Genomic DNA, 18,345 nt, shown 5'->3' on the forward strand with positions numbered 1-18,345 from the left:
ATTGGCGAGCCTTTACTTAAATCATGAGTTAAACGATTAATTAACGCATCACAGGGTCGCTAATGTTAAATATATTGATAGCAACTAGCCCAAGTACGCCAACAGCAAGTACATAATAAATAGTGGGTAATACTGTTTTTCGCAAGGTTTTACCTTCTTGTCCTAATAAACCCACCGTCGCAGAAGCGGCGACCACATTATGAATGGCTATCATGTTACCAGCAGCGGCACCGATGGCCTGTAAAGCAACTAATAAAGCACCTGACACCGACAATACATTAGCAACTTCAAACTGAAACTGGCTCAACATCATATTACTAACAGTATTTGAACCGGCAATAAAGGCGCCCAGCGCACCAACACTCGGTGCAAATAACGGATATAAATCACCAAAAGTTTGCGCAACAAAGCTCGCCATAGCCACTGGCATCGCTGCTAAATCAGCACCATTAACACCAGAGTTAATTAAAATACGTACCATAGGAATGGTAAATATAAGTACAAAGCCTGCACCCACCAGTGTCGTTGTTGACTGCTTAGCCGCTTCAACCACTTGTTTACATTTCATCTGATGCAAAAATAACGTCATCAAACAGACAAAAAACAAAATACCACCGGGTAGGTATAAAGGTTGAACACTGGCGTTGATACCTACTTCACCAAGAATATTACTAAAGCCAAATGAGAAACTGGTTAATAAGGCTTTAAAGTCAGTTGAGACACGACTCAGCACCAGAATGACTGCAACCAGTAAATAGGGTAACCATGCTCGGGTTAATGACATCGACTTTTTAGTTTCGCTATTATCTTGAGTAAATGATATTTTGCCTAACCAGTGTGCAGGCCATTGATCTTTAGGTGCAAAATCCCACGCTTTTTTAGGCATAAGAAAACCACGTTTTGCTAATGGCACCACAATGATCATGCCGACTAAAGCCCCGATAAGTGCAGGAAATTCAGCGCCAAGAAAAACCCCCGTGAGTGCATAAGGTATGGTAAAAGCTAAACCGGCGAACAAGGCAAATGGCGTAATTTCAAATCCCTCTTGCCAACTTTTGTTTTGACCAAAAAATCGCGTTAGCATGACAACCATAAACAGCGGCATTAATGTACCGACAATGGCATGACCAATGGCAACTTCTGAGGTAATTAATTGCAAAAATTGCTCCCAGCTACTGCCATTAGCAATTAACTGCTCCGTTAAATTACTTTTATCTAAACCGCTACTGACACCAATAATAATAGGTGTGCCTACCGCACCAAATGACACCGGTGTTGATTGGATCATCATGCCAATCATCACCGCCGAGATTGCCGGAAAACCAATAGCCACTAACAAAGGTGCGGCAATGGCTGCCGGTGTACCAAAGCCGGATGCGCCTTCAATAAAGCAGCCAAAAAGCCAGGCAATAATAATTGCCTGCACTCGACGATCTGGGCTGATATTAGTAAAACCAGCTCTTATACGTAGAATAGCGCCAGAATGCTGTAAAGTATTGAGCAACATGATTGCACCAAAAATAATCCACAAAACGGCAACTGTAATCATTAATCCTTGTATTGAACTAGCCACTATTCGATTAAAACTCATTTCCCAGGCAAAAAAGGCTATAGCTGCTGTAACAGTATAAACAACAGGCATAGCCTTTTTCGCTGGCCAATGTAAACCAACAAGTAATAGTGCCGACAAAGCAATAGGCACAAACGCGAGTAAAGCTTGCAGTGTAATTGACATAGTTATCCTTTCCCTACTTTTAGTAGGTGTTCTGTTATATTTTCATACAATCTACCCCTAACGACATTCTTTATATATAGGGTTATAATGAATTCATTATTAACCAAAGGAACATAATCGATGTCTAATGCTAGCGAATTAGCTTTGTTTTCATTAATTGTAGAGACTCAGTCCTTTAATAAAGCCGCGAAATTAGCGGGAATATCACCGGCTGCCCTGAGTAAAAAAATATCGAAACTTGAGAAATTTTTGGGTATACAGTTGCTCTATAGAACAACAAGGCGATTAAGTTTGACCGAAGCGGGTGAAGTACTTTACAGCCACACCAAGGAAATTAATAACCAAGTAAATGATGCATTAAGTGCTGTGAGCAGCTTTAGTGAAGGCTTGTCTGGCACTATAAAAATGACGGTGCCTACCATTTCAGGTGAGCTCATTCTTGCGCAAGCCGTTGCCGAATTTTGTCAACTACACCCTAAATTAAGTGTGCAAATGCGTTTAGAAAATGAGTTTGTTGACTTAGTTAAAGAAGGACAAGATTTAGCTATCAGAACAGGCGTATTAGTTGATTCAAGTTTAATCGCCAAATTGTTACTCACCTCTAATTGGATAGTGTGTTGTGCGCCAAGTTATATTGAAAAAAATGGTACACCACAAACACCTCAAGAATTATCCCGGCATAATTGCATGGCATACACTTACCAAGATAAAGGAGCCGATGATTGGTACTTTAGTCAGGCAGACGAAGAGTATTATGTAAAAATATCAGGTAATTTTTCTAGCAATAATTCACAGGCATTACGTAAAGCTGCGCTGGCTGGATATGGCATTGTTTATGTACCACGCTGCAGTGTTTATGATGACCTGCAACAAGGTGATTTAGTGCAATTATTACCTGAATTTAATGGTCGTCAATTGGGAATTTATGCGGTGTATCCTTACACCAAACATCAATCTCAAAAAGTGCGTCTGCTCATTGAGCATATAAAAAATTCATATCAACAGCAGGTTGAATATTTTTAGTTGCTAACCAGTCGTTCAGCGCCGTTATGATATAACCTTTAGCTAAACTAAAGTTCAAGATAATAAACTGATTGGTTTAGCGACAATGTTTACAAGCTAATACTCGTCCCAATAAGGGTGTTCACCAAAATGTTTTGCAATAAAGTCAATTAATGATCGACAGCGCTCTGATAAAAAACGGGTTTGAGGGTATACGGCGTAAGCATACATGGTTGGTAATTGGTAGTTACTCATCAACGGAACTAGCTGCCCTGCCTGTATCGCTTGATAAGTAATAAAGCTAGGTAGGTAACAAACGCCTTTACCTTTAATTGCCATCGCTTTTAAAAAGTCACCATTATTCGCTTTCATTACCGTATGTAACTGCACAGTATGGCTTGTCCCTTCGCTATCAGTTAACACAACTTTCCCTTGCGCATTCACATTTTGTCCAAGGTTACCGTATTGTAAAAAATCACACTGTGTAAGCTCAGCTACTGTCTCAATACCGCCATGTTTGGTAATATAATCTGGGCTAGCACATAACACATGATTGATAGGTGTTAATCGTCTAGCTTGTAGACTAGAGTCTTTTAACTCAGCAATACGTATCGCTAATTCATAACCTCCCGCTAATAAATCGATATGGCGGTCGATAAAATCTATCTGTAAATTCAACTTAGGGTGGAGTTGAGAAAATTCATCAATCAGTGGCGTTAAATGCAATAAGCCAAAAGACAACGGCATGGTGATTTTTAGCGTACCAGACAACGACGTTTTCACCGCATGTGTTTGAGCATTAAGCTCTGCCACTTCATCAATAATGCTTATTGCCCGTTGATAATACAAAGCGCCCGCCTCGGTTAACGCTGATTTACGTGTTGTTCTGGACAGCAATTGTGTACCTAGACGATTTTCTAATTCTTTTAAGCGTTTACTCACCGCAGATTTAGCCATATTTAGCTGTTCAGCGGCCTTGCCTATGCCGCCTGCATCAACAATACGCACCAGTAACGCCATATCTTCTAACTGCCCCATACTTTTACTGCCTATTGTTCACTTTTAGAGAATTATTATTTACAAATACTACTATTTATTCAAATCTGATCAACAACTAAACTACAATAGTAAGTTGATTAAAAAGATAACACACATAAAACACGTAGTTTGATATAGCATTACTTGGAGTTCTTTATGAAAAATAGAACACTCACTAAAACATTTTCAGGCATTGATACCGCAGATGGCGATGGCGTTAAGTTAACGCGCATTATTGGCTCACCTCAGTTAAACATGCTAGACCCTTTTTTATTACTCGATTGCTTTGAAAGTGATCAAGCACAAGATTACATTGGCGGATTTCCTGAGCACCCACATCGTGGTTTTGAAACCGTCACTTACTTACTTAATGGTAAAATGCGTCATAAAGATAATGCAGGTCATGAAGGCATTATTGAACCGGGCGGTGTGCAATGGATGACCGCAGGTCGGGGTATTTTACATTCTGAAATGCCTGAGCAAGAACATGGCTTGTTAAAAGGTTTTCAATTGTGGGTCAACCTGCCACGCAGTGCCAAAATGTCTGAGCCGCGTTATCAAGAATATACACCTGACGCCATTGCTATTGAACAACAAGCCAATGGCGCAATAATTAAAGTCATTGCCGGTAAAACAGACCAAGGTACTATCGGCCCGGTTGATAATAACTATGTATTTCCTACCTACATGGACATTAGTTTGCCGCCAAATAGCCACGTTAGCCAAGCAATCACTCAAGGACATAACGCCTTTATTTATGTACTCGAAGGTGACGTTACTATCTCAGCTAAAGGCGACAATGAACAAAAATTATTGTCTGCTAAAAAACTTGGCATTCTCAGTGATGGAGAGCGAGTTACCATAAACGCTACCGCGCAAAACAGCCGATTTTTATTATTTGCAGGTAAACCATTAAATGAGCCCGTTGCCCGCGGTGGTCCTTTTGTGATGAATAGCCAAGCAGAAATTCGCCAAGCGTTTTTTGATTATCAACGTGGACTTTTTTAAGCATCAACTGATAGCGGTAAAACAATTCATATACTACCTTTTTAGACTACATTTGGAGAACTAACATGGGATTATTAGTAAACGGTAAATGGCATGACCAATGGTATGACACAAAATCAACTGGAGGCCATTTTGAGCGTAAAGCACCAAGCTTTCGCAACTGGGTAACCACTGACGGTAGTGCAGGTCCATCAGGCGTTGGTGGATTTAAAGCCGAACCGAATCGCTATCATTTATATGTATCATTAGCTTGTCCTTGGGCACATCGAACAATAATTTATCGTAAGCTGAAGGGGTTAGAAGAGATGATATCTATCTCAGTGGTTAATGCTTACATGGGTGCGCAAGGTTGGACTTTTTCCCCAGGAGAAGGTGTTATTAGCGACCCTATATTGAATGCAACTAACGTCCATGAAATTTATACTGCGGCTCAAGCTGATTATACCGGTAGAGTAACTGTACCCATTCTTTGGGATAAAAAAACAAATACTATTGTAAGTAATGAATCGCCTGAAATAATTCGCATGTTTAACTCAGCCTTTGATGAAGTTGGAGCATTACCCGGTGATTTCTGCCCACCTGAACTATTAACTGAAATAGATGAGCTTAATGAATTCATTTATCCCACTATAAATAACGGTGTCTATCGTGCAGGTTTTGCGACCACGCAAGCAGCTTATGATGAAGCAGTTATCGAGGTATTTACTGCCCTTGATACCATTGAAGAGCGCCTTAGTGAACGTCGCTATTTAACCGGAAACACCATTACTGAGGCAGATTGGCGCTTATTTACCACCTTAGTTCGTTTTGATGCCGTCTATGTGGGGCACTTTAAATGTAACTTACGCCGCATTGTTGATTACCCAAATATTTGGGGCTATTTACGCGACTTATATCAAGTACCGGGTATCGCTGAGACAGTCGCTCTGGATTATATCAAAGCGCATTATTACGGTAGTCATGACACTATTAATCCAACTCTTATTATTCCTAAAGGGCCTGATATAGACTTTACCAGTAAGCATAATCGTGAGCAGCTCAACGATGTGATGCTAACAAAGCAGTAATAGTAAATGGTTGAATATAATGGGAGTAAATAATACCAAAGAGTGATCACTTAATAAAAGACAAAGGCTTACATACCATTTTATTGAGTGATAAGCGCACTACACGGATATAGCTTATTCACTAATGTAGTAAAGCTCCCTTTAAACGGTTTTCCAATTCAATCATCAATGGATTCAAGACCGTTTTCCCATGGCTTCTCGACATAATCCATTACTTGGATGTGAAGTGGCAGGCTAAAATAGGTGAGCACTCACAATATTTAACCTCAAAGAACAACAACTCTACTATCCATTGTAGATATTAATTGATCGCCAATAGTCAATATCGCGTATTATTAAAGATAACAGGGGTTAATTTATTGGAGTGAGTATGAAAATATTAATAACGGGCGGTACTGGCTTAATCGGTCGACACTTTATTACCGCTTTTCATGATAAATATCAAATTACCGTGTTAACTAGAAATATTGAAAAAGCGAGAAAATGTTTAACTCTTTATATCTATAAAAAGGGAGCTGACAACATTGAATTTATTGAGCAGTTACCAGAGCAAAGTAACTTTGAAGTAATCATTAATCTTGCTGGCGAGCCTATCGTTGATAAGCGTTGGACTGACAGTCAAAAAAATATTATTTGTCAGAGTCGCTGGTCAATCACTGAGCAAGTAGTGGCAATGATTGCACGTGCTAACACTAAGCCAAGCTGCTTAATTAACGGTTCTGCTATCGGTTATTACGGTGAAACAGGGTCGACTGTTACTGATGAAGACGCCCCAGTAACGCAAATTGATTTTGCGCATTCACTGTGTCAAAAATGGGAAGCACTAGCGCTTAAAGCCAATGAATATTGTCGGGTCGTGTTGTTACGTACCGCCGTGGTGTTAGCTGATGATGGTGGAGCATTAGATAAAATGCGCTTACCTTTCTCTTTAGGTTTAGGGGGAAAATTAGGTCATGGTCAACAATATATGTCTTGGATACACATTGACGATATGATTGCCGCTATTGATTTTAGTATACAAACGACTGATATAAAGGGCGCGATAAATTGCGCTTCACCACAGGCGATAACCAATGCAGCCTTCACTAAGGCATTAGGTAACCAAGTTAATAGGCCTACATGGTTTACGGTACCTGCTTTTATGCTCAAAATATTAATGGGACAGGGTGCAGAATTATTACTGACTAGCCAAAATATTTACCCGCAAAAGTTACTCAATCATAATTTTCACTTCAAGCATGCAACTATTGAACATGCACTAGCTGACTTACTGTTCTAATAGCAGTATCAACCTAGGCAAAAGACAGAAGTTTTCTGCCTGCTGTTTTGCCGTTAACTAATACCATTACCCATAAAGAAGTGACCACTTAGCATTACAGTGTTGTTAAGTAATCAATAAATGTTTGTGTCAGGGTATTGTGATGACTGCTTTTATGGGTAACAAGCGCAAAACGACGTGATAAATTTAAGGGCGACTCTAGTACTACCAAGCTACCTTTATTGAGATCATCAGCAATAATGAGCTGTGATAAACAGCCTAACCCTAAGCCTGCTTTAACCGATTCTTTAATAGCATCTTGCCTAGTTAGTTCCATGGCTAAGTTAATTCGCGCCCCCGCTTGCTCAATTGCGGTATCAAATATTGCTCGCGTACCCGAACCTTGTTCTCGTAATACCCAAGACTGTTGTTGTAATTGCTCAATAGAAATAGTGCCTTTACCTGCTAGCGGGTGCCCAGGTGGGCAAAATATTTGTAGTTTATCTTGTTGCCATAGCGTTATTTGTAAATTTTTATGTGCTGCTGGCCCTTCTATTAAGCCAATAGAAGCTTTACCTTTATCTAAATAATCTATCACCATTTGCGTATTACCTATGTGTATTTCAGGTATTACCTCAGGATATATTTTTACAAATGTCGCAATTAATTTAGGCAATAAATAGGTAGCAATAGTCGCACTGGCAACAATGCGCAATACTCCACTCATGGTATCTACATTGGCAAGTGTTAGGCTATCGAGCAAATCAGCTATCTGGCGTACTTTAGGTAGTGACTTAAGACCATTTTCAGTGATCACCAAATCTCGACCAACTCGTTCAAAAAGTACATACCCTAAGCTTGCTTCTAATTCTTTTAACGCTTGGCTGGCAGCCGATTGACTAAGGGCAAGCTCACTGGCGGCTGTGGTGAGCTTCCCTAAACGTGCTGTGGCTTCAAATAACTGTAATTTTTTTATTGAAACGCTCATCTGCTATTTGGACCTTGGATAATTAAATAAAATCAATGATGTTTTATTATAGTTCGGTTTTTTGAATGTTATACATCTAATCTATCCATTATTTTTAATTAAAACTTTACGATATATTATATGCCATAAAGTAATACTGATTGACGTTATCGCTAAGTCTATTGACAACGTTATATTTATTAGACAAGAAAGAGATGGTTATGGCTACCTATATAGTTCTCCCTATTATTGCCCTATTGGCAATTACCTTAGCAACAATAGAACAAGTGTCAGCATTAGGACTAAGTGCCTTACCGTTAGCGATTATATTGGGCATGCTTTATGGTCACTTATCATTAAGAGAAGAAGATGAACAAGACCAACGTTTTTCTACTTTTTGCAAACAAAAGCTATTAAGAATAGGGATCGTTTTATTTGGTTTTGGTTTGAGCTTTCAGCAAATAATCGCGGTGGGTTGGCAAGCGGTTGCTATTGATTTTTTAGTAATCGCTACCGTTTTTTCTGTCGGTACTTTTGTTGGCATTAAGGTGCTTAAATTACATCGTGATCTAGCTATTTTAACCGCTGCCGGTAGTGCTATCTGTGGTGCTGCCGCAGTACTTGCCACTGAATCGGTACTTAAACCAAAACAAGAGCATATTACCATTGCCATTGCTACCGTGGTGTTATTTGGTACTGTAGCCATGTTTAGTTACCCATTTATTTATCAGTGGGTTGGCATCAGTGATAAAGCTTTTGGTATTTATATAGGTAGTACTGCTCACGAGGTAGCACAAGCGGTTGCCGCAGGGCAAAGTATAAACGGCGAAACCATGCAAACAGCGGTAGTGGTTAAACTCATTAGAGTGATGATGTTAGCCCCTTTTATTTTAATGCTAAGTGCGGTGCTTGGTCGCCTTAGTCGTCGAGCTAAAAACACTGCAGGTATTAATTCCTTGGGTATTGCTAACTATGATGCAGATAAAAAAAGCATTATTACTATTCCATGGTTTGTGTTTGGCTTTATCGCGACCGCTATGATTAACAGTATTGTTATTTTGCCAGAATTTATTAAAGTAGCATTTAGCTTTGCTAGCCAGTTTTCTTTAGCTATGGCCATGGCCGCGTTAGGCGCACAAACACAATGGTCGACTATTAAAGCCGCAGGGCCTAAACCACTAATATTGGCACTGTTGCTCTTTATTATCTTAATGTTTGGTGGTTTTTTCTTAAATTCGTGCTTCGCATAAAAAAGTATAAAAAGTTAGCAGCTGTTAGTCTTTGACATTGCCAGCCCATCATCGCACGCGGTAATGTTGATGCTTAACAAAAACATTGATAAGCAAATGCCTATAAATAGCGTGGTATAAGGCTTCTTCCATCGCCTGTTTGTATTCAAGCTTGTTATAAACGCTGTCTTCAAGCAAAATAGCTTGTCGCTTCGACCACAACTGAGCAGTGAGTATTAATCGGGCCATGGTCATCTCGTAGTTTTTTTGTCTAAGTAAATTATACGAGAGTACCGCTTTCGTATAAATCTCACACAAAGATCAGCAACCCCTAGTCAAAATCTAACTGTTTTAATGATTTTTCTTGTCAGTATTTTAAATTCCACCAACCAAACAGTATTTAATATGAATAACCAAAGTATATGTGCCGCTTACCGTAATAAAACAGTTATGACCAAGCAAGAATTACTTACCGCATTAAACAATGTACTTAATACGATAAGTCAGGATGAGAAAACTTTTTATTCAGCTAATCTCAGCACTTTAGCAGAGTCAGTTAATCAGGACATAGAAACGAGAGAAGACCTAAAAAGTATTATCGGTGAAAATCCAATACAAAGACTACGAGATCAGCATGTTAATCATGCCCATTTTATGACTACTGCTATGAAGATGGTCGACCCAGAGCAAATTTATGACCATGTTATTGGGTTGTATAACGCCTACACCAAAAAAGATATTACCTTTGATTATTGCTTATTAACGTTAACCGCATGGAAAAAATCCATTACGTTAATTAGCCAAAACAAATTAAGTAATATCATTCAATTATATCAATTGCTTATTGATAATCACGGGTATTTTATTCAAGTAACCACTGATAATTTTCATTTAGGTAATAAGATTAATAGCGACCCTGAGTATGATAATGTCCTGGATGAATTTATAGCGGCCTTACTCCAACCCAGTTTAAAAACAGCTGAAAATATCGCCAAAAAATTTATTTCCGATGGTGGTAATATCAGTGATTTTTGGTTGAAAATTATTACGCCTGCTCTCTATAAAATTGGGGATTTATGGGAAAATTCAAAAATAACCGTGGGTGAAGAACACACCGCAACATCATTATGCCAAATGGTGATGTCTTCATATTACAGTGAGGTTATTAAACATGTTGAAAATAAACCTACAATAGTAGCGATAACTAGCCCTAATGAACTACACCAAGTCGGATTGAGAATGTTAGCTGATACGCTCGAATTAAGTGGCTATCCTGTAGAGTTTCTACCCCCCAATAGCACGGTAGAGCAGATAGTCGAAACGATTGAAGAAGAAGAGGCGGTAATGTTAATAATTTCAACTACACTCAAAGGTAACTTAGAAGCAACGAAAGAGATCATTACAAAAATACGTCATCACAATAATAACAAAACACTTATTATTGTGGGGGCCAAGCTTATTATGGCAACGAGACGCTCAGAGACTATGTTAATGCCGACTACCTTGTCAGTACTGTTGATGAAATAACCAAAATTATTGAGGCGATTTAAAATGACAATGACGTTGAATACTTTTACTCAACAGAGCTTGTCGCTGTGGGATAGCCATAGTCAAATCATGTTAATAAAAATAACATCTACCGGTGATATCATTGCTCATAACATGGCATTTACTAGTCAATTTAAGGCATATTCTAATTTATTTGAGCTGGTTACCCTCACTCACATTGGTGCTTTTAAACAAAATGTCCAACAATGCCTGTTAAGTGATTCACCACTGAGCTTTATTACTAATTTTAGTCCCGATAAAAATGATGTTACCGATATACCTTATAGCTACCTCATCACGATGGAACGCTTAGATGGTATGATTCAATTAATTGCTGAACCCAAAAGCAACCTTTCTCATGAAGATGTGAAAGCCTATTTTTCCATGGTCAATGATTTTTCTAATATGACACGAAAAATACAAAAGTCAGAATTTCGTTTAAAGAAAACGAATGATAAATTGAATGAAAAAATTGAAAAAGTAGAATATTTAGCCAATCATGACATGCTAACAGACATGTTTAATAGGCGAAGAATATTTGAACAGTTAAACACTGAAGCGGAACGTTTTTTGAGGACTGGTGATACTTTTTGTATTTTGATCGCTGACATTGATCTATTCAAAAAAATCAATGATAGTTACGGCCACTTAAACGGCGATCTGGTTTTACAGCGCTTTGCTGTCACATTAAAAGAAAATATTCGTCCTTATGACTTTGTTGGCCGCTTTGGTGGTGAAGAGTTTATTGTCATCTTTCCTAATACAAAAACTGAGACTGCTTTATCAGTGGCTAACAGGTTGCTTCAAGCCGTTATAAAGTCGCCTATTAATATAGAAGGTTATACATCTCTCTCTATTTCATTCAGTGGTGGGATTGCACAAATGACACACAATATGACGATAGAGAAATTAATTGAGATTGCTGATAATCGTCTATATTATGCAAAGAAACATGGTCGGCAACAAATTATAGTGAATGACATTAGCTAATATAAACGTCGAGTAGCCCACTCACCATTTTCAATAATATATTGATAAAAGGTTTCTATCACCAACTTATATCGATTCACAGTGCTGATGTGCCAAACGAATAAATGCCTGAGTCGCTGCGCTCTGATAAGCTCCTTTGCGTTGCATTAATACGGCAGTCCGTGTTAATAAAGACGGAGCGAGTGCAATAGCAACTAAATCATCACGGCCGCTAGCAATATTAGCAGGTAATAATGTCGTTAACTGGGTATGACGCACAATTTCAATCACTGCGCTTAATGAATTAGCCTCCATGAGAACCTGTGGATTGATGTCGTGTTGACGGTAATAACGTTCAATTTGTTCACGGGTAGCAAACTTACTACTGAGTAAGACTAACGACTGTTTACTTAACATTTTTAAATTAATCGCCTGCTCTTTCGCAAGCACATGCTGTTTATTTACCACTAACGCCAGCGTTTCAACAAGTAATGTTTGCCAAGCTATATCGTTAGAGTGTACGTCTGCAAAAGCAATACCTAGATCAAATTCATCCTCAAGCAGTTGCTTCTCCATGCGCTCCTGTGACATTTCTTGTACGCTCAATGTCACATTAGGATAACGTTGATTAAATACTTTGATCAATGGACCTATCAGGTAGGTGGTGAAAGTCGGCGTAATAGCAACACGTAAGGCTCCACGACTCATATTTTGCACGTCGTGAATCGCTCTTTTCCCTTCGGCTAAATCTTGTAAAGCACGCTGTGCATAGTCCGCATAGACTTCACCAGCATCGGTTAGCCTTACTTTACGACCAGAGCGATCAAATAACGCGGCACCGAGTGCCTCTTCTAATTGCTTTATCTGTTGAGACAAGGCTGGTTGAGAAACATACAGTGAGTTTGCTGCCTTGGTAAAACTGCCATGTTTAGCAACAGCAAGAAAGTAGTTTATATGGCGTAATATCATATCTATCTATAAGTATTTATTATGAACATCATAATATACCGGTATTTTACCTTATTACAATAGCGGCGTAATATCTCTGCATCAACACAACAGAGACAGCCGTTATGAAAGACATCATTGAAGGTTTTTTAAAGTTCCAGAGCGACGCATATCCTGAACGCGCCGAACTGTTCAAAAATTTAGCGTATAAGCAGAATCCAAGCACGTTATTTATTTCTTGCTCAGATAGCCGTTTAGTACCTGAGTTAGTTACGCAACATGAACCAGGTGAGTTATTTGTTATTCGTAACGCGGGTAATATTGTCCCTTCGTATGGCCCTGAGCCAGGAGGTGTTTCTGCATCAGTAGAGTATGCGGTTACCGCATTACAAGTAACCGACGTGGTTATTTGTGGCCACTCAGACTGCGGAGCGATGACCGCCATTGCCAAGTGTAAGTGCATGGACCACATGCCAGCGGTTGGTAGCTGGTTACGTTACGCCGACTCAGCGCGTGTCGTCAATGAAGCGCGCACACATAGCAGTGAGCGTGCACGTATTGCAGCAATGGTGCGAGAAAACGTCATTGCTCAGCTTGAAAATATTAAAACCCACCCCTCAGTACGTCTAGCCATAAGAGAAGGTCGTTTGGCTTTACATGGCTGGGTGTATGACATTGAGTCGGGCAGTATTGATGCACTAGACGGTGCGACCAATACGTTTGTTTCACTTGCGAACCATACCAATGTTCGCGCAACTCCTACACAGCTCAATGTAGCTGTTTAAAAACCACTAACTGTAAGAGGTATTATCATGATTCAATCTCAAATTAGCAACACAGCACGTCAAGCATTAACTGATATTATTATTGCGGCGAAAGCAGAAAAAAACCTGTCGTTCGAGCAAATTGCCGAAGGTACGGGGTTAAGTGACGTCTTTGTTACTGCGGCTTTATTAGGTCAGCAACCATTACCTGAAAAGGCTGCAAAAACAGTGGGCGCAACCTTAGGTTTAGATGATAGCGCTATCGCGTTGTTAACGACTATTCCACTACGTGGCAGTGTTGAAAACAACATGCCAACTGACCCAACTATTTATCGTTTTTACGAAATGATGCAGGTCTATGGCACAACCCTTAAAGCATTAGTTCATGAACAATTTGGTGATGGCATCATCAGTGCGATTAACTTTAAACTAGACATGAAAAAAGTCGAAGATACTGAAGGTGGCTCTCGTGCTGTCATTACGCTTGATGGCAAGTTCTTACCTTACAAACCTTTTTAAAAATTAAGTCATTGACCAAAGTCGGCGTCTCGCGCCGACTTTTTTCTTATAAAACGTTAATTTTCTGATAAGTACTAAATCACTTCACTGGTCATTATCACAGGAGTCATTACCTCGATAGACTTGCTATTGGAGGGGAGCCGAATAAGCACAAAGTTAAGATCACCAACAACCGCTGCACTGCACTAGCGTTCGTTGTCGTATTAATGCGCTTATTGGTCTATCTCTTTATTTTTTCACCCATTGACCGTCAGCATTTTGAATTAAATGCCCTGACTGAGTTTTAGCCAAAGATTTTTCACCGGCTAGTTTAGTGACCTGCCCCATAGTCAATTTGTTTTTGCGAGCTAGGTCTAGGTAAATATCTTTACGTTTGTTATTAACTGTCTCAACTAAAGTAGTGACTTCACTACTAGCGACAACCACGCCTAAATAGCCATTAGGCATTTCACCCACAAGACCTTGGTCTTTTGCTTCATCAATAGATATTGCCCAAGCCGACAAGGCCAAAGTAGAAACAGTCAATGCTAAAGCCAGCTTTTTAAATGCGTGTTTTATTAATTTATTCATGATTGCTCCTAAAAAATATCACTGTCTTTACTGAAAATATCATCGAGTTCTTTATCTATTTTCACCCGAATTTCATGATCAATTTTGAGATTTAAGTTAATGGTAATCGGCTCTTTAGCACTCACTTCAACTTTGTGCGTACAAGCGGTCAATAAAAAGACTGCCAACAGAGGCGCCAGTATTTTGTCCATAAATGTTCCTTAGTTTTTTGCATCTTGAAGCAGTGTGTTCTCAAAACGCTCGGTAATATTAAATGACTCAAGTAAACCAATTAAATCATAACTTAAATTTAAATTTAGGTTTACCTCATTATCTAAGTCAGGATTTCGTCCTTTGATGACGGTGGTGAGTAACATATAGCCATCATCAGCCATTGATACTGCTGAAGAAAGTTGATGATAATGTAAGTTTTCTAAAGCATCAAATGCCAGCTTTACCTCAATAGCACTGCTTTTAAGCTCTTCAACCGCGGCGTTATTATAAACTTGAATAAGCCCGTCACCGACATTATACAAATAGCCTGCTTTAATAAGCAGGTGTTCACCATCGTAAAAAACAGGTAAATCGCCCGATACCTTACCGGTAACAACTATACCTTGGTTTTTATCTAACTCGAGTAATTTTTCTAAATCTATGGTGGTTAACTTAACATTAATTGGCTGGGTATTAGTTAACGGCCATTGTAGTAGATCAATATCAAAACGCCCTTCTAATAAGCTAGCGCCGATATTTTTTAACTGCAGGGTTATCGTTTCGGGTGAAACATCAATAACAGTTGTCGCTGCTAAATGATTAATCTCTGTTATCGTTTCTATTTTAGCAACGCTCAAGTTACTTGGTGGTTTGGCGTTAGCTGTTATCGACTTTAGTTGACCATTTTGTAAAGTAAAATGCTGTTGCCAATTAAGATCTTGTAGCCAAGTACCAGCAACATCGCCACTAAGGTTTTGCACTGACAAAGCTAACGATAAAGGGTTAGTCATCAAGTCTTCAATGTTTTTACTCTTTTTTAATTGTCCTGTTAACTGGTAATCAAGCGTACCGTCAATTAGCGCTAACTTAATAGGTAACTTCAGATTAAGCGCCAGTATATCGGTGAGCGCCAGCTGCTCTGCTGATATTGATATCGTAGGCTGGTTTATATCACCGCTTACTTGTGCCGTCGCTATGGGCACATTATCGGCAATAAGTTGAGTATTTATCGTTAAATTATCAATACCACCTTTGACTATGGCTTTGAGTGTTATGTTATTGATTTTTATTACTTCAGGGTAGGTTAATTGCTTTATTTGATTATCAATAGCCAAGGCAAAAATGACACCTTTATTATTTATCTGTTGCTGATTTTTATTAATAACAATACTCCCCTGCCAATAACTAAGCAGTGATTTAATACTAGGTTGCCTATTGTTTTTTAGCGGCTGCCTAGTATTTAACTCGTTAATTTGAGGTCTCGCTGTTGCTGAGCCAGAAGATAAACTTAATTGCGCTAACTCAACAACGCTATCTTGGCTGAGTGTGAGCTGCCAACTATCACTATACTGCTTAAGATCACCCATCAGTTTTAGCGTTACTGGTTTTTTACTATAAGGCTGTAATTGGGTAACAGTCACTGGTCCTGTTAATGAAAAGCTAGCCTGCTGAGGATTAAGCACTACGACTAACCCTTGAGCGTTATAATTCAAGACGACATCGCTTAATAGTAGTGTAATTGGCTCACTTAAATGACCACTGGTTAATGCAACACCATCGCTGTTAATAATTTGTTTAGCAAAATCAAAAGTTAACGTACCTAATGGTCTAATCGTTAAGCTATTAATAGCATTATCAGTAATCAGCTGAATTAACTGCGGCTCAACTCCTTGAACATTAAGTAACTGCGGTAAGTTCGCAGAACTGAGCCTTAACCCTTGTTTAAGCGTTTGTTTGTTATCGGCAAAATTAACCGCAAGTAAATTATCTATTAAACTAGTTTGCCAAGTAAAATCACTCGCAAGCTCAATCATTGCCTGTGCATCGTCACCATATGCGCCGGTAAAATTGAAATCACTAAGCTGAGTTATTAAGCTCAAGCGCTGGTTACGCCAGTTAACTTGGCTGTCAACTTTACCGCTAACTGACCAAGTGTTATCACTTAACAAGGAAGATATAACTACAGGAAAAGCGCTTTTATGTTGCAAGAAAAAGGCGCGTAATTTAGCTAAATCGCCACTAATGTTGGCCGTTAACGTTTGGCTTTTATTGACAATATCAACGGCAAATATTTCTTCTTGCCAGTGATTAGCTAACGAGAAATTCAGCTGCTGAGGGTTTAGGGTAAATCGCCCTTGATAAACATCATTTTTCTTCTTAGTAAAAGGCTGAGAACTAAAAGGTTGATAACTAAAATGTTTAACATTAACGACAACAGGCGTAGTAAGTAGAGAAAGCTCATTAAGCGCGGCGCTAATAAGAGCGGGTAATTCTCGCAATTCGAGAGCACTTTTTTCAGGGGATACTATAGGTACGGTGTTGATAGGAACAGTAACATCAGCTTTTAAACGAAGATTAACCTCGGTAATATTTATCACTGAAATAGCCGCTAATGACGTATTATTTGTAGCGCTATCTGCTGCAGTATTGGTAGTGGTATTGCTTATTTTTGTGAGCGGAGGCGAGTTAAGTTGCCATGTTATAAAGCTATCAAGTAACGCTGCTTCGGCATAAGGTGAGTCAACACACAAACGTTTAATCACCACATCAAGGTTTTTATTTATATCAAAATCAAGACAGGTTAACGCACTGTTATGTTCACTAAGGTAATGATTAGCGATGAAAGTCACTACTGAGCTTCGATTATAAAATATCGAACTTAGGGTAATAATAATGACCAAGCCTATGGCCAAAGTAACGTTAAGCAACCGCACAATAATCCTTTATGTTCAATAACCGCTTAGCTCTTAAAGGTTTATTAAAAAGGTAATAATCTGTTCAATAAACTACTTAAAGGCTAACTTAATATATTGATTAACTTTATCATTGTTTAGCCGTTGTGGGGATAAACGATCTACTATTTCTAGTGTTTGATGTACTTTACTTAAACCTACTTTGTCCTCTAAAGGCAAGCTTTCAAAAGATGGATCGCTAATCGTTTCATTAAGTAATGCTAAAGTACTCTTCAGTGTTGACTGAAAATCTGGCTGCAATTTTTGCTCTTCAATATTGCTAAGCATGGCTTTGGCGCTAGTTAATGCCGCCGTTAACACTTTGATTGTCTCACTACCGTTAGCACTATCATCAGTATCAGTGTCACTTTCGGTATTGGTATTGTCATCAGTCTCGTCTGAATTTAACCGTTCAATAAAGTCACCAAGAAAACTTGTTAATGTTGTGGTCGAAGTACTCGCTTGAGCTTCACTAGCATTAACTTTACTACCGGTTAAATTATCATAATCGCCTTTTGAAATAAGACCAAATTGATAAAGCTTTTCTTTTAAGGCGTCAATATCGTCAAAGCTTAATTGCGCACCGCTAAAAAACTCGGTACTAATGACATTAATTTTTTGAGCCCTACTTGACAAGTAAATACTATTATCAACGCCAGTCGACGTTTCGCTTTTAATGACGTTTGTGGTGTCTTTTACCGTCACTGCGGTAACTTCAGCAGTATCTTTCTGGCTGACAGTATTATTAACAGTGGCGCTATTATAGAGACCTAGATTATTTATCATTGAGTTTTATACC

18 protein-coding genes are annotated in these 18,345 nt (G+C 38.8%); 9 read left to right on the plus strand and 9 right to left on the minus strand.

Annotated elements, in window-relative coordinates:
- Positions 1-40: 40 nt before the first annotated feature.
- Entirely contained in the window at positions 41-1,735 is a 1,695-nt protein-coding gene (locus FCS21_RS02750; RefSeq protein ID WP_138620425.1) for an L-lactate permease, read from the minus strand.
- A gap of 120 nt (positions 1,736-1,855) precedes the next feature.
- Between FCS21_RS02750 and FCS21_RS02755 the strand changes: the two genes are divergently transcribed.
- A complete protein-coding gene (locus FCS21_RS02755) occupies positions 1,856-2,758 on the plus strand; it encodes a LysR family transcriptional regulator (protein WP_138620426.1) in 903 nt (300 codons plus the stop codon).
- Between the two features lie 96 nt (positions 2,759-2,854).
- On the opposite strand, the gene FCS21_RS02760 is transcribed toward FCS21_RS02755, so the two are convergent.
- Positions 2,855-3,775, minus strand: a complete 921-nt coding sequence (locus tag FCS21_RS02760; RefSeq protein WP_138620427.1) for a LysR family transcriptional regulator — start codon at positions 3,773-3,775, stop codon at positions 2,855-2,857.
- Between the two features lie 156 nt (positions 3,776-3,931).
- On the opposite strand from FCS21_RS02760, the gene FCS21_RS02765 reads away from it, so the two are divergent.
- The 3 genes from FCS21_RS02765 to FCS21_RS02775 all read left to right on the plus strand — a co-directional run bounded on the left by FCS21_RS02765 (position 3,932) and on the right by FCS21_RS02775 (position 7,129).
- A complete protein-coding gene (locus tag FCS21_RS02765; RefSeq protein ID WP_138620428.1) occupies positions 3,932-4,783 on the plus strand; it encodes a pirin family protein in 852 nt (283 codons plus the stop codon).
- Positions 4,784-4,848: 65 nt separating this feature from the next.
- The gene (locus FCS21_RS02770) at positions 4,849-5,850 is read left to right on the plus strand and encodes a glutathione S-transferase family protein (RefSeq protein ID WP_138620429.1); all 1,002 of its coding nucleotides are present in this window, start codon (positions 4,849-4,851) and stop codon (positions 5,848-5,850) included.
- A gap of 370 nt (positions 5,851-6,220) precedes the next feature.
- A complete protein-coding gene (locus FCS21_RS02775; RefSeq protein WP_138620430.1) occupies positions 6,221-7,129 on the plus strand; it encodes a TIGR01777 family oxidoreductase in 909 nt (302 codons plus the stop codon).
- A gap of 94 nt (positions 7,130-7,223) precedes the next feature.
- On the opposite strand, the gene FCS21_RS02780 is transcribed toward FCS21_RS02775, so the two are convergent.
- The gene (locus tag FCS21_RS02780) at positions 7,224-8,096 is read right to left on the minus strand and encodes a LysR family transcriptional regulator (protein ID WP_138620431.1); all 873 of its coding nucleotides are present in this window, start codon (positions 8,094-8,096) and stop codon (positions 7,224-7,226) included.
- Positions 8,097-8,296: 200 nt separating this feature from the next.
- On the opposite strand from FCS21_RS02780, the gene FCS21_RS02785 reads away from it, so the two are divergent.
- Positions 8,297-9,325: a YeiH family protein gene (locus FCS21_RS02785; protein WP_138620432.1), complete on the plus strand. Its 1,029-nt coding sequence runs from the start codon at positions 8,297-8,299 to the stop codon at positions 9,323-9,325.
- Between the two features lie 48 nt (positions 9,326-9,373).
- Here FCS21_RS02785 and FCS21_RS02790 read toward each other — a convergent pair whose 3' ends face one another.
- The gene (locus FCS21_RS02790) at positions 9,374-9,553 is read right to left on the minus strand and encodes a hypothetical protein (protein ID WP_138620433.1); all 180 of its coding nucleotides are present in this window, start codon (positions 9,551-9,553) and stop codon (positions 9,374-9,376) included.
- Between the two features lie 156 nt (positions 9,554-9,709).
- Between FCS21_RS02790 and FCS21_RS02795 the strand changes: the two genes are divergently transcribed.
- Both FCS21_RS02795 and FCS21_RS02800 read left to right on the plus strand, forming a co-directional pair.
- Positions 9,710-10,831, plus strand: a complete 1,122-nt coding sequence (locus FCS21_RS02795) for a cobalamin B12-binding domain-containing protein (protein ID WP_171035615.1) — start codon at positions 9,710-9,712, stop codon at positions 10,829-10,831.
- Positions 10,832-10,855: 24 nt separating this feature from the next.
- Positions 10,856-11,842, plus strand: a complete 987-nt coding sequence (locus tag FCS21_RS02800) for a GGDEF domain-containing protein (RefSeq protein ID WP_138620435.1) — start codon at positions 10,856-10,858, stop codon at positions 11,840-11,842.
- Between the two features lie 66 nt (positions 11,843-11,908).
- On the opposite strand, the gene cynR is transcribed toward FCS21_RS02800, so the two are convergent.
- Complete coding sequence (cynR, locus tag FCS21_RS02805; protein ID WP_138620436.1) at positions 11,909-12,790, minus strand: transcriptional regulator CynR; 882 nt, start codon at positions 12,788-12,790, stop codon at positions 11,909-11,911.
- A 104-nt stretch (positions 12,791-12,894) separates the two neighbouring features.
- Here cynR and FCS21_RS02810 point away from each other — a divergent pair, with 104 nt between their 5' ends.
- Both FCS21_RS02810 and cynS read left to right on the plus strand, forming a co-directional pair.
- On the plus strand, positions 12,895-13,554 hold the full coding sequence (locus tag FCS21_RS02810; protein WP_138620437.1) for a carbonic anhydrase: 660 nt from the start codon (positions 12,895-12,897) through the stop codon (positions 13,552-13,554).
- 27 nt (positions 13,555-13,581) lie between these two features.
- Positions 13,582-14,052 (plus strand): cyanase, encoded by a 471-nt coding sequence (cynS, locus tag FCS21_RS02815; protein ID WP_138620438.1) that lies wholly within the window; start codon positions 13,582-13,584, stop codon positions 14,050-14,052.
- A 228-nt stretch (positions 14,053-14,280) separates the two neighbouring features.
- Here cynS and FCS21_RS02820 read toward each other — a convergent pair whose 3' ends face one another.
- From FCS21_RS02820 to FCS21_RS02835, 4 genes are all read right to left on the minus strand, one after another.
- Positions 14,281-14,622: a YdbL family probable chaperone protein gene (locus FCS21_RS02820; RefSeq protein WP_118056118.1), complete on the minus strand. Its 342-nt coding sequence runs from the start codon at positions 14,620-14,622 to the stop codon at positions 14,281-14,283.
- Positions 14,623-14,630: 8 nt separating this feature from the next.
- Positions 14,631-14,813 (minus strand): YnbE family lipoprotein, encoded by a 183-nt coding sequence (locus FCS21_RS02825; protein WP_138620439.1) that lies wholly within the window; start codon positions 14,811-14,813, stop codon positions 14,631-14,633.
- Between the two features lie 9 nt (positions 14,814-14,822).
- Positions 14,823-17,528 (minus strand): intermembrane phospholipid transport protein YdbH family protein, encoded by a 2,706-nt coding sequence (locus FCS21_RS02830; RefSeq protein WP_138620440.1) that lies wholly within the window; start codon positions 17,526-17,528, stop codon positions 14,823-14,825.
- A 72-nt stretch (positions 17,529-17,600) separates the two neighbouring features.
- On the minus strand, positions 17,601-18,332 hold the full coding sequence (locus FCS21_RS02835) for a hypothetical protein (RefSeq protein ID WP_138620441.1): 732 nt from the start codon (positions 18,330-18,332) through the stop codon (positions 17,601-17,603).
- Positions 18,333-18,345: the final 13 nt, after the last annotated feature.

Source organism: Colwellia ponticola, assembly GCF_005885605.1.
Taxonomy (GTDB): Bacteria; Pseudomonadota; Gammaproteobacteria; order Enterobacterales; family Alteromonadaceae; genus Colwellia; species Colwellia ponticola.